The 12,075-nt window shown below is 72.0% G+C and carries 14 protein-coding genes; 5 read left to right on the forward strand and 9 right to left on the reverse strand.

The features are described 5' to 3' along the window. Positions 1–95: 95 nt before the first annotated feature. The 3 genes from GRC12_RS06590 to GRC12_RS06600 are packed head-to-tail and all read right to left on the reverse strand — an operon-like array spanning position 96 to position 2,929. Positions 96–608 (reverse strand): nuclear transport factor 2 family protein, encoded by a 513-nt coding sequence (locus tag GRC12_RS06590; RefSeq protein WP_208778128.1) that lies wholly within the window; start codon positions 606–608, stop codon positions 96–98. After that, positions 605–1,783 (reverse strand): acyl-CoA dehydrogenase family protein, encoded by a 1,179-nt coding sequence (locus tag GRC12_RS06595; protein ID WP_208778129.1) that lies wholly within the window; start codon positions 1,781–1,783, stop codon positions 605–607. The genes GRC12_RS06590 and GRC12_RS06595 overlap by 4 nt, the downstream gene beginning before the upstream one ends. Before the next feature lie 27 nt (positions 1,784–1,810). Continuing rightward, positions 1,811–2,929, reverse strand: coding sequence for an acyl-CoA dehydrogenase family protein (locus GRC12_RS06600; RefSeq protein ID WP_208778130.1), 1,119 nt, complete (start codon positions 2,927–2,929; stop codon positions 1,811–1,813). A 108-nt stretch (positions 2,930–3,037) separates the two neighbouring features. Here GRC12_RS06600 and GRC12_RS06605 point away from each other — a divergent pair, with 108 nt between their 5' ends. Together GRC12_RS06605 and GRC12_RS06610 are read left to right on the forward strand one after the other, a co-directional pair. Next, complete coding sequence (locus GRC12_RS06605) at positions 3,038–3,859, forward strand: enoyl-CoA hydratase/isomerase family protein (protein WP_208778131.1); 822 nt, start codon at positions 3,038–3,040, stop codon at positions 3,857–3,859. Positions 3,860–3,885: 26 nt separating this feature from the next. Beyond that, positions 3,886–4,398, forward strand: coding sequence for a MaoC family dehydratase (locus GRC12_RS06610; protein ID WP_244372152.1), 513 nt, complete (start codon positions 3,886–3,888; stop codon positions 4,396–4,398). On the opposite strand, the gene GRC12_RS06615 is transcribed toward GRC12_RS06610, so the two are convergent. After that, positions 4,377–5,777 (reverse strand): family 1 glycosylhydrolase, encoded by a 1,401-nt coding sequence (locus GRC12_RS06615; RefSeq protein WP_208778132.1) that lies wholly within the window; start codon positions 5,775–5,777, stop codon positions 4,377–4,379. The two genes, GRC12_RS06610 and GRC12_RS06615, sit on opposite strands and share 22 nt — an antisense overlap. Before the next feature lie 132 nt (positions 5,778–5,909). Further along, positions 5,910–6,776, reverse strand: a complete 867-nt coding sequence (locus tag GRC12_RS06620) for a crotonase/enoyl-CoA hydratase family protein (protein WP_208778133.1) — start codon at positions 6,774–6,776, stop codon at positions 5,910–5,912. 96 nt (positions 6,777–6,872) lie between these two features. On the opposite strand from GRC12_RS06620, the gene GRC12_RS06625 reads away from it, so the two are divergent. Genes GRC12_RS06625 through GRC12_RS06635 form a run of 3 tightly spaced genes read left to right on the forward strand, consistent with a single transcriptional unit; the run spans position 6,873 to position 9,814 of the window. Continuing rightward, positions 6,873–7,640, forward strand: coding sequence for an enoyl-CoA hydratase/isomerase family protein (locus GRC12_RS06625; protein WP_208778134.1), 768 nt, complete (start codon positions 6,873–6,875; stop codon positions 7,638–7,640). Positions 7,641–7,658: 18 nt separating this feature from the next. Next, positions 7,659–8,795, forward strand: coding sequence for an acyl-CoA dehydrogenase family protein (locus tag GRC12_RS06630; protein ID WP_208778135.1), 1,137 nt, complete (start codon positions 7,659–7,661; stop codon positions 8,793–8,795). Continuing rightward, on the forward strand, positions 8,792–9,814 hold the full coding sequence (locus tag GRC12_RS06635; protein ID WP_208778136.1) for an LLM class F420-dependent oxidoreductase: 1,023 nt from the start codon (positions 8,792–8,794) through the stop codon (positions 9,812–9,814). The genes GRC12_RS06630 and GRC12_RS06635 overlap by 4 nt, the downstream gene beginning before the upstream one ends. Before the next feature lie 3 nt (positions 9,815–9,817). Here the strand turns inward: GRC12_RS06635 and GRC12_RS06640 are convergent, their stop codons facing one another. The 4 genes from GRC12_RS06640 to GRC12_RS06655 form a co-directional block, all read right to left on the reverse strand. Beyond that, complete coding sequence (locus GRC12_RS06640) at positions 9,818–10,594, reverse strand: FadR/GntR family transcriptional regulator (RefSeq protein ID WP_208778137.1); 777 nt, start codon at positions 10,592–10,594, stop codon at positions 9,818–9,820. An 86-nt stretch (positions 10,595–10,680) separates the two neighbouring features. After that, positions 10,681–11,274, reverse strand: coding sequence for a GTP-binding protein (locus tag GRC12_RS06645; protein WP_208778138.1), 594 nt, complete (start codon positions 11,272–11,274; stop codon positions 10,681–10,683). Further along, a complete protein-coding gene (locus tag GRC12_RS06650) occupies positions 11,255–11,623 on the reverse strand; it encodes a DUF742 domain-containing protein (RefSeq protein ID WP_208778179.1) in 369 nt (122 codons plus the stop codon). Before GRC12_RS06650 ends, GRC12_RS06645 begins: the two co-directional genes overlap by 20 nt. 17 nt (positions 11,624–11,640) lie before the next feature. Further along, complete coding sequence (locus GRC12_RS06655; RefSeq protein ID WP_208778139.1) at positions 11,641–12,075, reverse strand: roadblock/LC7 domain-containing protein; 435 nt, start codon at positions 12,073–12,075, stop codon at positions 11,641–11,643.

Raw genomic sequence — 12,075 nt, forward strand, 5'->3', positions numbered from 1 at the left:
GGCCGCCCCCTCGGCCGCCAGCGCGAGCGCGATGCCCCGGCCCACGCCCTGTCCCCCGCCGGTGACCAGGGCGGTCTTCCCCGCCAGCCGCCGCATCACGACTCCCTCCAGAAGGGTCCCCAGGAGGGGAAGGCGTCCGGCAGCGCCGGTTCCCCGGCGCCCTCCCAGCCGGCGAATCCCACCCGCTGGGGGCGCTCGGTCACGTCGGCCGCGTACCAGTGCTGCTCGCGGCGCCGGGAGAAGAACCACTCGCCGTCCACGCGCGCGTAGTCGTCGAGGTAGCGGATGGCCATGACGATCCACCGCTGACCCACCTCGTGCTCGGCACGGCAGTACACGGAGCCGGTGGCCGTGTCGCGGCCGGTGAACTCGATCCGGTGCCCGCACACCTGGTGGACGGACCGGCGAAAGCCCCGGACGAGGGGCTCGATGTACGCCCGCAGCGCCTCCCGCCCGTGGCCGTGGCGCCCCATGTCCACGTCGGGCCGGAAGCAGCCGGTCCAGGCGTCGAGGTCGCGGGCGTCCACGGCGAGCGCGTACCGCACGGGCAGTTGCTGGATGGCGAGGTGGGACTCGACGCGGTCGAGACGGTCCTCGATCGGCGTCATGGCCGCGGCTCCTTCGGCAGGCCCAGGATCTGCTCGCCGATGATGTTGCGCTGGATCTCGCTGGACCCGCCGTAGATCGTCTCCGCCAGGGACAGCAGGAAGGAACGCTGCCGGGTGTCCAGGCCGTAGTCGGCGCCGACGATCTGTCCGGCCGGGCCCGCCAACTCCTGTACGAGGTGGCCGAGTCGCTGGTGCCGGGTCGAGGCGTACAGCTTGGCCGTGGTGGCCTGGGCGCCCGGGGTACGGCCCGCGGTGAGTTCGGCGAGGGTGCGCAGGTTGGTGGTGCGCATGACGCGCACGGAGATCCAGGCGTCGACGATGCGGCGGCGCAGCATCGGGTCGTCGAGCGCGCCGCGTTCCCGGGCCAGCTCGATCAGCGACTCGGCCTCCCGCTCGAAGGTGAGCTGCTGGGGCAGGAGCGTGGTGCCGCGTTCGATGCCGAGCGTGGCCATCGCCGTGCGCCAGCCCTGGCCGACCTCTCCGACGACCATGCCGGCGTCGGTGCGCGCGTCGGAGAGGAACACCTCCGCGAACTCGTCCTGGCCCGCGAGGTTGCGGATGGGGCGGATCTCCACACCGGGCTGGTCGGTGGGCAGGAGCAGCATGGTCAGCCCCATGTGCCGGACGGAGTCCGGATCGGTGCGGGCGAGGACGTAGAGCCAGTCGGCGTGCATGCCGAAGGACGTCCACACCTTCTGGCCGCTCACCACCCACGCCTCGCCGTCGCGCTCGGCGCGGGTGCGCACCGAGGCCAGGTCGGAGCCGGCGCCGGGTTCGCTGAAGCCCTGCCCCCACAGTTCCTCGACGGCGAGGATCGGCGGCAGGAACCGCTTCTTCTGCTCCTCGCCGCCCACCTTGAGCAGCATGGGGCCGAGCAGGTCGAGGGCGTTGCCGGTGGCCCGGTAGGGGGCGTTGGCGCGGGCGTACTCGTACTCGAAGACGATCTCCTCGAGGAGTCCGAGACCTCTGCCGCCGTACTCCCGCGGCCAGCCCACGCCCAGCCACCCCCCGGCGGACAGCTCGCGGTCCCAGGCCAGGCGGACCTCCCAGGCCGCGCCGTCGGTGGGGCCGCCGACGCCCCGGTGCTCGGCGAACTCCCCCACCAGATGGTCCGCCAGCCAGTCCCGCAGTTCCTCGCGGAAGTCACGCACCGCGGGTCCGAAGTCCAGCTCCATGTCCGCTTCTCCCTTCTCCTGGAGATCTCAGATGCCGAGCCGGGCGGCCAGCAGCTGACGGTGGTACGACGGTGTGCCGAGCAGCACCTCGGAGCTCTTGGCCCGCTTGAAGTACAGGTGCGCGGGGTGCTCCCAGGTGAAGCCGATGCCCCCGTGGACCTGGATGCTGTCGCCGGCCACCTTGGTGAACGCCTCCGAGCAGAAGGCCTGCGCCAGGGCGGCGGCGAGCGCGGTCTCCGTGTCGTCCCCGGCGTCCAGCGCCCACAGCCCGGCGTACGCGGCCGAGCGGGCGGACTCGAGCTCCATCAGCATGTCGGCGCACTTGTGCTTGATCCCCTGGAAGGATCCGATGGGCCGCCCGTACTGCACCCGGATGCGCGCGTAGTCCACGGCGGCGTCGAGCGCGGCGGCCGCTCCCCCGACCTGTTCGGCGGCGAGCAGCACCGAGGCCGTGGCGAGGGTGCGTTCGAGAACGGGCCAGGCCGTGCCCTCGGCACCGATCAGACGGGCAGGGGTGTCGGCGAACTCCAGACGGGCCTGTTTGCGGGTCTGGTCGAGGGTGGGGAGAAAGGTGCGGGTGAGGCCGGCCGCGTCGGCGCCGACCGCGAAAAGGCTGATGCCCCCAGGGGTGCGGGCGGCGACCAGGAGCAGGTCGGCGAGCAGGCCGTCGGGGACGAAGGTCTTGGCGCCGGTCAGCCGCCAGCCGCCAGCGGTGTGGCGGGCGGTGAGGTGGATGCCGGGCTCGTCCCAGCGGCCGCTGTCCTCGGTGAGCGCCAGGGTGGCGATCGTCGCGCCGGAGGCGATGCCCGGCAGCAGGTCGGCCCGTGCCTGGTCGTCGGCGCAGCGCAGCAGGGTCTCGGCGGCCAGGGCAACGGTGGCGAAGTACGGCTCGCACAGCAGCGCGCGGCCCGCCTCCTCGAAGACGACGCCGAGTTCGACATAGCCGAAGCCCGAGCCGCCGTACTCCTCCGGTACGGCGAGCCCCTGCAGGCCCAGCTCGCCGGCCATCCGCCGCCAGACGACGGCGTCGTGGCCGCGCGGGTCGGCGGACAGCCGGCGCACGGCCGCCTCGTCGGAGTACTTGGCCAGGAAGGACCGTACGACCGTGCGCAGTTCGTCCTGTTCCTGGCTGAAGGTGAGATCCATGCCGGGCTTCCCGTCCTCGCTGCGAAGCGTCTGCCGATCGCTTGCCGCTCTCCGCTCGATACAGTTAGATAATTATAGTATCCGCACTGATTACGCCAGGAGCGCGACGTGACCGATCCCTATGCCCCGTTCACGAGCCTGACCTTCGAGCGGCCCGCGCCCGGCGTGCTGCGCGTCGTGCTCGACGCCCCGAACCTCAACGCGGTGGACCCGCGGATGCACGGCGAACTGGCCGACATCTGGCCGGTGATCGACCGGGACGAGCAGGTCCGGGCGGTGCTGGTCCAGGGGGCGGGCCGGGCGTTCTCGGCGGGCGGGACCTTCGACTCGATCCAGGCCCTGACCGAGGACCACGCGGTGCGCGCCCGGGTGATGCGCGAGGCGCGGGACATGGTGTACGGGGTCATGAACTGCTCCAAGCCGGTGGTCTCCGCGATCCACGGGCCGGCCGTGGGGGCCGGGCTGGTCATCGGCATGCTGGCGGACGTCTCGATCGCGGCCCGCACGGCGAAGATCGTCGACGGGCACACCCGCCTCGGGGTCGCGGCCGGGGACCACGCGGCCATCTGCTGGCCCCTGCTGTGCGGCATGGCCAAGGCCAAGTACTACCTGCTGACCTGCGAGGCCCTCACGGGCGAGGAGGCCGAGCGGATCGGGCTGGTGTCGAAGTGCGTGGCCGACGAGGAGGTGCACGCCGAGGCGCTGCGGGTGGCGGAGGTCCTGGCCGCCGGTCCCGCGAGCGCGATCAGCTGGACGAAGCGGTCCCTCAACCACTGGTACCGCAGCGCCCAGCCCGCCTTCGAGGCCTCGCTCGGCCTGGAGTTCTTCGGCTTCGCGGGCCACGAGGTCGTCGAGGGCCTGGCGGCCCATCGCGACAAGCGCGCCCCGGACTTCGCGGCCGTGGCCGAGAAGCACCCGCTCGACCTGTGACGACGCCACCGAAAGGAACCGATTCCATGACCGATTCCATGACCGCGCAGGACACGACCACCGGCATCCCGCCCCTGGTGAAGGGGCTGACCTACGAGGAGATGCCGGTCGGGCAGGTCTTCCGGACCGCCCGGCGGACCGTCACCGAGACCGACCTGGTCAACTTCGTCACCTGGGGCGGCTTCACCGAGCCGCTGTTCTGGGACGCCACGCACGCGGCGGAGGGCGGTTACACGGGCCGGCTGGTTCCCGGCGGTCTGACGTACTGCCTCGCCGAGGGCCTCGTCCTGCAGACGAACGTCCTGCACGGCACGGGGCTCGCCTTCCTGCACATGGAACTGACCGTGCACGCGCCGGTGTACGTCGGCGACACGCTGTACGCCGTCGTGGAGACCACCGGCTCGCGCCCCTCCAGCAAGCCCGGCCGGGGCGTGGTGACCAGCCGGGTCACCGTGCGCAACCAGCGGGACGAGGACGTGCTGGTCTACTGCCCGGTACGGCTGATCCGCGGCCGGGACTACGAGGCGCCGACGCCCTGAGCGGGGGCCACCAGGGTCAGGCCGGTCCGCGGGCCGTCGGCGGGCGGACCGGCGAAGGCTCCGGTGCGCACCCAGTCGGACGGCATCGCGGGCCGGGGCGCGAGCTCGTGGTCGGGGACGGCCATCGCGTACAGGCGGGTGTAGCGGAACTTGGCCTCCAGGTTGTCCAGGACCGACCAGTACTCGTAGCCGCACACCTCCACTCCGGCGTCGACGAGCCCCGCCAGCCAGGAGAGCCGGGCGCGCAGCAGGGCCCGGCGCCGGGTGTCGTCGCGGTTGCCCGTGCCGTCGACCAGATCCAGGTCACCCATGCCGTTGTCGACGACGGACAGCGGGGGCAGCAGGTCCCCGTACAGGTCGCACAGGCCCGCGACGGCGTCGGCGAGCCCCTCGGGGATGATGGGCCAGCCGTAGGCGGTGGTCTCCACCTCGTCGAAGGGGACGATCGCGAAGCCGAGGCCGACGAGCAGCCGGTTGACCTCGTTGAGGGCGCTGCGGCACTTCGCGCTCGGCAGCACCCGGGGCAGGTTCTCGGGCGCGGTGACGCGGAACGGCGTGTGCCAGGAGACGGCCAGCAGATCCTGGGCGGTGGTGATGACGTCCAGGTCGCCGGGGCGTACGCAGCCGGTGGCCGCCACGGGCGCGAGGTCGTCCTCGGTCACCATGTGCTCGCCGAGCAGCAGCGGGTCGAGGAAGATGCGGTTGGTCCAGCTCTCCAGACGCTCCAGGGCAAGCCGGTCGTAGGGGTCGTCGGTGGCCGGGTAGCCGCCCACGAGGGTGACCGTGGTCCCGATCCGGCCGGCGGCACCCGCGGCGCGCAGGGCCCGGGTGGCGAGTCCGTTGGCGAGGAGGATGTGGTGGACCGCGGGGAGCCCTGCGCGGCCCGCGCCACGGCCCGGTGAGTACATTCCGGCCACATGGTCGGCGAGGGTGGGCCCGGCCAGGTCGGTGGAGGTGATCCAGCGTTCCACCCGGTCGCCGAGGCGGCGGCCCAGCTCGGCGGCGTACGCGGCGAAGTGCTCGGCGGTGTCGCGGGCGAGCCAGCCTCCGGCGCCGTCCAGCCACGGGGGCAGCGTGCGGTCGACGAGGGTGAGGGCGGGCCGCTTCCCTTGGGCGAGCAGGGCGTCGAGCGCGCGCTCGCAGCGGTCCAGTGCCCGCCGGTCCCAGCTGCCCGGGCCGTCGGGCTGGAGCAGCGGCCAGCCCGCGACCATGCGGTGGGTGTCGGCGGTGACGCCGAGCAGCTGCCGCATGTCGTCGGTCCACTGCCCGAAGTGTCCGCCGCGCTCCCAAGCGGGCGGCGGCGGGGCCGCGACGGTGTCCGCGGTGGCGACCCCCCAGTCGACCCCGCGCAGCGATTCATGCAGGAAACCATCGCTCATGGTTACCGTCCAGGCGGTGAATGGTTTAGCGCATTCAACTGAATGTCCGCCGACCGGACGCTAACACCTCACGCAGACCACGACAATGTTTCGGCCACATCTCGTCGGTATGTAAAGGGTGTGGCCGGCCGGCTACTCCCCGAACGGCCGGAACTCCTCCTCCCGCCACCAGGGGTACACGGCCGGCATGTCCTTGCTCACCAGGCCGGGGAAGGCGGGCGGCCGCTTGGCGAGGAACGACTCGACACCCTCGACGGGGTCCGGCCCGCCGCCGATCTGGCTCATGATCCGCGAGTCGAGCCGGTGCGCGGCCATGGGATGGGGCTCGCCGAGCATGCGCCACATCATCTGGCGGGACAGGGCGACGGAGACCGCCGAGGTGTTCTCGGCGATCTCCCGGGCCAGCGCGTACGCCGCCGGGAGCAGTTCCTGAGGCGCGTGGACGGAGCGGACCAGCCCCGCCGCCAGCGCCTCCTCGGGGCCGAAGACGCGGCCGGTGGCCACCCACTCCATGGCCCGCTGCATGCCGACCGCCCGGGGCAGGAACCAGCTCGCGGCGGACTCCGGCACGATGCCGCGACGGGCGAAGACGAAACCGAACTTCGCCGTGGTCGACGCCAGCCGGATGTCCATGGGCAGGGTCATGCTGGCCCCCACGCCCGCCGCGGGGCCGTTGATCGCCGCGATGACCGGCTTGGTGCTGGCGAAGATCCGCAGCGCGACCCGGCCGCCGGTGTCCCGGTGCCAGGCGCCCGCCTTGCGGTGGTCGAACGACGAACCCCCGGAACTGACGTCGGCGCCCGCGCAGAAACCGCGTCCGGCGCCGGTCACCACGATCACCCGCACTTCGTCGTCCGCGTCGGCGGCGTCCAGGACGTCCAGCAGGTCCTGCATCATGCGCGGGCTGAAGGCGTTGAGCTTCTCCGGCCGGTCGAGGGTGACCGTGAGGATCCGGTCGGCCAGCTCGGCCCGTACGGTCTCGTACTCCTGCTGCGGCATGCGCGTCCTCCGTCACTCCGCGACCCGGTTTCCAGAAAGCTTAATTAGTTATAGCATTCAACTCTAATGACGGATCCCTGGACGAGGGCGGCGACAATGACGGATCTCGTGGTGACGGCCGTCGGGCCCATCCGGCTGGTCGAGCTGAACCGGCCCGAGCAGCTGAACGCGATGAGCGACGAGCTGCACACCGGCCTCGCGTCGGTGTGGGACGAGCTGGCCGCCGATCCGGAGGCACGGGTGATCGTCCTGACGGGGCGCGGCCGGGCGTTCAGCGCCGGCGGCAACCTCGACACCATGACCCGCGTCCAGCGCGACGCCGCATTCCGGCAACGGCAGGTCGACGAGGCGCGCGGGATCATCACCGGCCTGGTCCGCTGCCCCCTGCCCGTCATAGCGGCGGTCAACGGCCCCGCCGTGGGCCTCGGTTGCAGCCTCGCCCTGCTCAGCGACCTCGTGCTGATCGCCGACGACACCTATGTCGCCGACCCCCACGTCCAGGTCGGACTCGTCGCGGGCGACGGCGGCGCGTACGTGCTGCCGCTGCTCGTGGGCCTGACCCGGGCGAAGGAGCTGCTCTTCCTGGGCGACCGGGTGAGCGCCGAGGACGCGGTCCGGCTGGGCATCGCCAACCGCGCCGTGCCCAGGGACAAGCTCATGGACGAGGCCATGGACCTGGCCGGACGGCTGGCTGCCCTGCCCGCGCAGGCGCTGCGCGAGACCAAGCGAGCCGTCAACCGGCATCTGGAGCAGGCCCTCGACACGGTGATGGAGCCGGCCCTGCTCGCCGAGCGGGAAACCATGCACGCGCCGGACCACATCGCCGCCGTCGAGCGGATCATCGCCGCACGCGGCCGCCGCTGAACCGCAGAGGAGCACGGGATGGACTTCGCGTTCAGCGAGGAGCTTGAGGAACTCGGCCGCACGGTGCGGGCGTTCCTCGCGGACACCTCGCCTCAGACCGAGGTACGGCGTCTGATGGAGACCCCCGAGGGCTTCGACCGGGCGCTGTGGCGCCGGATGGGCACGGAGCTGGGTCTGCAGGGGCTCGCCGTGCCCGAGGAGTACGGCGGGGCCGGGTGCGGGCCGGTCGAGGTGGGCGTGGTCATGGAGGAGACGGGCCGCGCCCTGCTGTGCGCGCCCTTCCTGTCCTCGGCCGTCCTGGCGACGACCACGCTGCTGCGCTGCGCCGACGAGGAGGCCCGCAAGCGTCTGCTGCCGGGTCTTGCGGCAGGAGAGCTCGTCGCGACACTGGCCCTGACCGAGGACTCGGCGCGCTGGGACGCGGCGGGGGTCGGGCTCACCGCCCGTGAGTCCGGCGGCAGTTGGCTGCTGACCGGGCACAAGACGTTCGTGCTCGACGGGGCGGCCGCCGATGTCGTGCTCACCGTGGCACGCGCCGTCGACGGGATCGGTGTCTTCGTGGTGGACGGTGACGCGCCCGGTCTGACGCGTACGCCGCTGCCCACCCTGGACCCGACCCGCCGGCAGGCCCGCCTGGAGTACCTCGAGGTACCGGCGACCCGGCTGCGGACGCACGGCGACGGCTGGGACCTGGTCGCCCAGGTCCTGGACCGGGCCGCCGTCCAGCTTGCCGCCGAGCAGGTCGGGGTGGCGTCCCGCGCGCTCGACATGGCCGTGGAGTACGCCAAGGTCCGCCAGCAGTTCGGGCGGGCGATCGGCTCCTTCCAGGCCGTCAAGCATCTGCTGGCCGACGTCCTGCTGGAGGTCGAGTCGGCGCGCGCCGCCGCGCACTACGCCCTGCTCGCCGCCGAGAACGACGCCCCGGACCTGCCCGCCGTGGCGAGCCTGGCCAAGGCGTTCTGCTCCGACGCGTGTGCGCGGGCCACGGCGGACAACATCCAGGTCCACGGCGGTATCGGCTTCACCTGGGAACACCCGGCCCACCTCTATCTGAAGCGGGCCAAGACGTCACAGCTGCTGTTCGGCGATCCCGCGTACCATCGCGAACTGCTCGTACGGCGCATCGGCATGGAAGCGGGCGAAGGAGCGGCATGAAGGTCGACGGCAAGCTCAACGTGTGGAGCACCACGGAGGTCGTGGAGGAGGCCCGCCACCACGAGAAGGCGGGATACGACGGGCTGTGGGCCTCGGAGTCCAAACACGACCCGTTCCTGCCCCTGATGCTGGCCGCCGAGCACACCGACCGGCTGGAGGTCGGCACCGCCATCGCGGTGGCCTTCGCCCGCTCCCCCATGCAACTGGCGTACACCGCACACGACTTGCAGACGTACTCCGGCGGGCGTTTCTCGCTCGGCCTGGGCAGCCAGATCAAGCCGCACATCGAGCGGCGCTTCGCGATGCCGTGGAGCAGACCCGCCGCCCGGATGCGGGAGTACGTCAGCGCGCTGCGCGCCATCTGGGCCGCCTGGAACGAGGGCGAACGGCTGGACTTCCGCGGCGACTTCTACTCGCACACGCTGATGTCCCCGTTCTTCTCCCCGCCGCCCGCCACCGGCGGCGCGCCCAAGGTGTTCGTGGCCGCCGTCGGGGAGGCGATGACGCGGGTGGCGGGCGAGGTGGCCGACGGTCTGCTCGCCCACGGCTTCACCACCGAGCGGTATCTGCGCGAGGTCACCCTGCCGACCGTCGAGTCCGGACTGGCGTCCTCGGGCCGCACACGCGCCGACTTCTCCGTCTCCCATCTGCTGCTGACCGCGACCGGCGGGACGGAGGAGGAGATGGCCCGCGCGATCGACGGCACCCGCGCCCAGGTCGCCTTCTACGGCAGCACGCCCGCCTACCGCGGGGTCCTGGAGCTGCACGGCTGGGGCGAACTCGGCGACGAACTGCACGCGTTGTCGACGTCCCGGCGCGAGGACAAGTGGGAGGCGATGACCCGGCTCGTCGACGACGAGGTCCTGGGCACCTTCGCGGTGGTGGCGGAGCCGGACCGGGTGGCGGGCGAGATCCGGCGCCGGTACGGGGCGCTGGTCGACCGGGTGTCCTTCTACACCGCCTACGAGACCCGTGCCGAGGTGTGGGAGCCGATCGTGGCGGAGCTGCGTGAGAGCTGACCGTCAGCCGAGCAGGTCCAGGACGGTGGTCATGGACCTGCTCTGCAGCAGATAGTCCTCCGCCTCCTGCAGATGCACGCGCCACAGGTCCTCGGCGGCCTCGGCGCGGCGCGCGGCCACCAGGTCCACGAGCGCGCCGTGGGCGCGGAAGCCCCGGCGGTTGGCCCGGATGTTCTCCGGGCTGCCGGCGTCGAGGTCGACGTGGGACCAGTTCGCCTGGTCGATGATGTGGCGGACCATGCCGTTGAGGACGCCGAGCGTCTCGTTGCCCGCGAGTTCCACGACCAGGGCGTGGAACTCCATGTGGGCGCGGATGAAGGCCGAGGGGTCGTCCATGAGCCGCTCAGCCTCGGCGACGGCGGCCCGCAGTCTGCGCAGGTCCTCCTCGGTGCGCCGCTCGGCCAGCAGGCCAGCGCACGGCGCCTCGATCACCGTACGGGCGTCGTACACGTCCTTCAGCGTCGTGCCCCGGTACTCCAGCACCAGACCGGCGTAGCGGGCGGCCACCGTGCCCTCCGGGACCTGGACCCGCGCCCCGCCCCGGGCGCCCCGGCGCACGTCGATCAGCGACTCCGACTCCAGCACCCGGAACGCCTCGCGCAGGGTGGGCCGGGAGACGGCGAACTCCTCCATCAGCGCCGTCTCGGACGGCAGCGCGTCCCCCTCCACGAGCTCACCGCGCACGATCATGCGGCGCAGCCGTGCCGCGACCAGTTCCGCCATCTTGGGGACCCGGACCTGGGCGCCGCCGATCCCGCCGCGTCTCCCGTTCTCACTCATCGCGGGGACCACCTCCGTCCGGCCGGCAGGCGCGCGGCGCGCCTCAACCCGGTGGACCCCATCCTAGAACTAGATAACTATTTAAGCTAGGTAATCGAGTTCGTCCGGATGAGGTGATCGGCCAGCGTCACCAACAGATCGCGGCCGACCGACCGTTCGCGCATGTCACCCATCATCAGCGGGACGTCGGGATCGAGGTCGAGCGCCTCGCGTACCTCCCGCTCACCGCGGTCCCGACGCCCGTGGAAACAGTTGACACCGACGACGAAGGGGATGCGGCGGCTCTCGAAGAAGTCGATGGAGGCGAAGCTGGTCTCCAGTCTGCGGGTGTCGGCCAGGACGACCGCGCCCAGGGCGCCGTGCACCAGGTCGTTCCACATGAACCAGAAGCGCTCCTGGCCGGGCGTGCCGAAGAGGTAGACCACCAGCCGGGGACTGACCATGATGCGGCCGAAGTCCATGGCGACGGTGGTCGTCGACTTGCGCTCGACGCCCTCGACGTCGTCGACGCCGACACTGGCCACGGTGAGGTACTCCTCGGTGCGCAGCGGCGCCACCTCACTCACCGCGCCGACCAGGGTCGTCTTGCCGACGCCGAAGCCGCCGGCCACGAGGATCTTGACGGCCGCGGGAGCCGTGACCGGGGTGCGCGGGGCGAGGTCAAAGTCTGCGGAGGCCATCCCTCACCGCCCGAAGTAGGTTCATGTCCATGGTGCTTCCTGCCGCGACTGCGAGCGGCGGACGGGTGGTGACCCTGCCGAGGGCCACCAGGTCGTCGATCAGAATCTTCGCCACCGAGATCGGCAGGTCCAGCGCGGAGGCGATCTCGGCCACCGCGGCCGGCGCTCGGCACTGCCGCAGGATGGCGCGGTGCTCGGGTTGCAGACCGCGCGAGGACCGGCCGGGAACCTCCGGGTCGACGGTGGTCACGAGGGTGATCAGGGTGAGGTCGTCACGGGCGGGCGCGGTGCGGCCCTGGGTGATCGTGTAGGGCCGGACGGACTGGGTGTCCGCGTCGTCCGCCTCCATGCCGTCCGTCCAGTGGCTCACTCACGTACACCGCCCTCGACGCCGGGCATGACGACGCGTGCCTCGGCGCCGAGACGCCGGCCCACCTGCTGCATGAGGGTGTGCATGGCCACGGCCATCAGCTCGGCGTCCACCTCCTGGGAGGCGACGACGGCCAGATGTGTGCCCCGGCCCGCGGCGGAGACGAACAGCCACAGGTCGGCCAGCTCGACGATCACCTGGTGCACCGGCCCGCCGTCGAAGAGCGTCCCGACCCCGCGGGCCAGGCTCTGCTGGCCGGTCGCCACGGCGGCGAGTCGCTCCGCGTCGCCCCGGGCGATGGTGCTGGACTGGCTCACCACCAGACCGTCGTCGGACAGCACGATGGCGTGCCGGGTGCCCGGGACCTGTTCGACGAGGCCGTCCAGCAGCCAGTCGAGATCCTGATGAGTGGCGGTCGTACGCAGTGTCAT

The sequence above is a fragment of the Streptomyces griseorubiginosus genome (assembly GCF_017614965.1).
GTDB classification, from domain to species: Bacteria; Actinomycetota; Actinomycetes; order Streptomycetales; family Streptomycetaceae; genus Streptomyces; species Streptomyces griseorubiginosus_B.

What these genes read in the sequence shown, in the direction of transcription:
- GRC12_RS06590 (WP_208778128.1), bottom strand. Translation starts at nt 608, where the DNA reads ATGACGCCGATCGAGGACCGTCTCGACCGCGTCGAGTCCCACCTCGCC.
- GRC12_RS06595 (WP_208778129.1), bottom strand. Translation starts at nt 1,783, where the DNA reads ATGGAGCTGGACTTCGGACCCGCGGTGCGTGACTTCCGCGAGGAACTG.
- GRC12_RS06600 (WP_208778130.1), bottom strand. Translation starts at nt 2,929, where the DNA reads ATGGATCTCACCTTCAGCCAGGAACAGGACGAACTGCGCACGGTCGTA.
- GRC12_RS06610 (WP_244372152.1), top strand. Translation starts at nt 3,886, where the DNA reads ATGACCGATTCCATGACCGCGCAGGACACGACCACCGGCATCCCGCCC.
- GRC12_RS06615 (WP_208778132.1), bottom strand. Translation starts at nt 5,777, where the DNA reads ATGAGCGATGGTTTCCTGCATGAATCGCTGCGCGGGGTCGACTGGGGG.
- GRC12_RS06620 (WP_208778133.1), bottom strand. Translation starts at nt 6,776, where the DNA reads ATGCCGCAGCAGGAGTACGAGACCGTACGGGCCGAGCTGGCCGACCGG.
- GRC12_RS06625 (WP_208778134.1), top strand. Translation starts at nt 6,873, where the DNA reads ATGACGGATCTCGTGGTGACGGCCGTCGGGCCCATCCGGCTGGTCGAG.
- GRC12_RS06630 (WP_208778135.1), top strand. Translation starts at nt 7,659, where the DNA reads ATGGACTTCGCGTTCAGCGAGGAGCTTGAGGAACTCGGCCGCACGGTG.
- GRC12_RS06635 (WP_208778136.1), top strand. Translation starts at nt 8,792, where the DNA reads ATGAAGGTCGACGGCAAGCTCAACGTGTGGAGCACCACGGAGGTCGTG.
- GRC12_RS06640 (WP_208778137.1), bottom strand. Translation starts at nt 10,594, where the DNA reads ATGAGTGAGAACGGGAGACGCGGCGGGATCGGCGGCGCCCAGGTCCGG.
- GRC12_RS06645 (WP_208778138.1), bottom strand. Translation starts at nt 11,274, where the DNA reads ATGGCCTCCGCAGACTTTGACCTCGCCCCGCGCACCCCGGTCACGGCT.
- GRC12_RS06650 (WP_208778179.1), bottom strand. Translation starts at nt 11,623, where the DNA reads ATGGAGGCGGACGACGCGGACACCCAGTCCGTCCGGCCCTACACGATC.
- GRC12_RS06655 (WP_208778139.1), bottom strand. Translation starts at nt 12,075, where the DNA reads ATGACACTGCGTACGACCGCCACTCATCAGGATCTCGACTGGCTGCTG.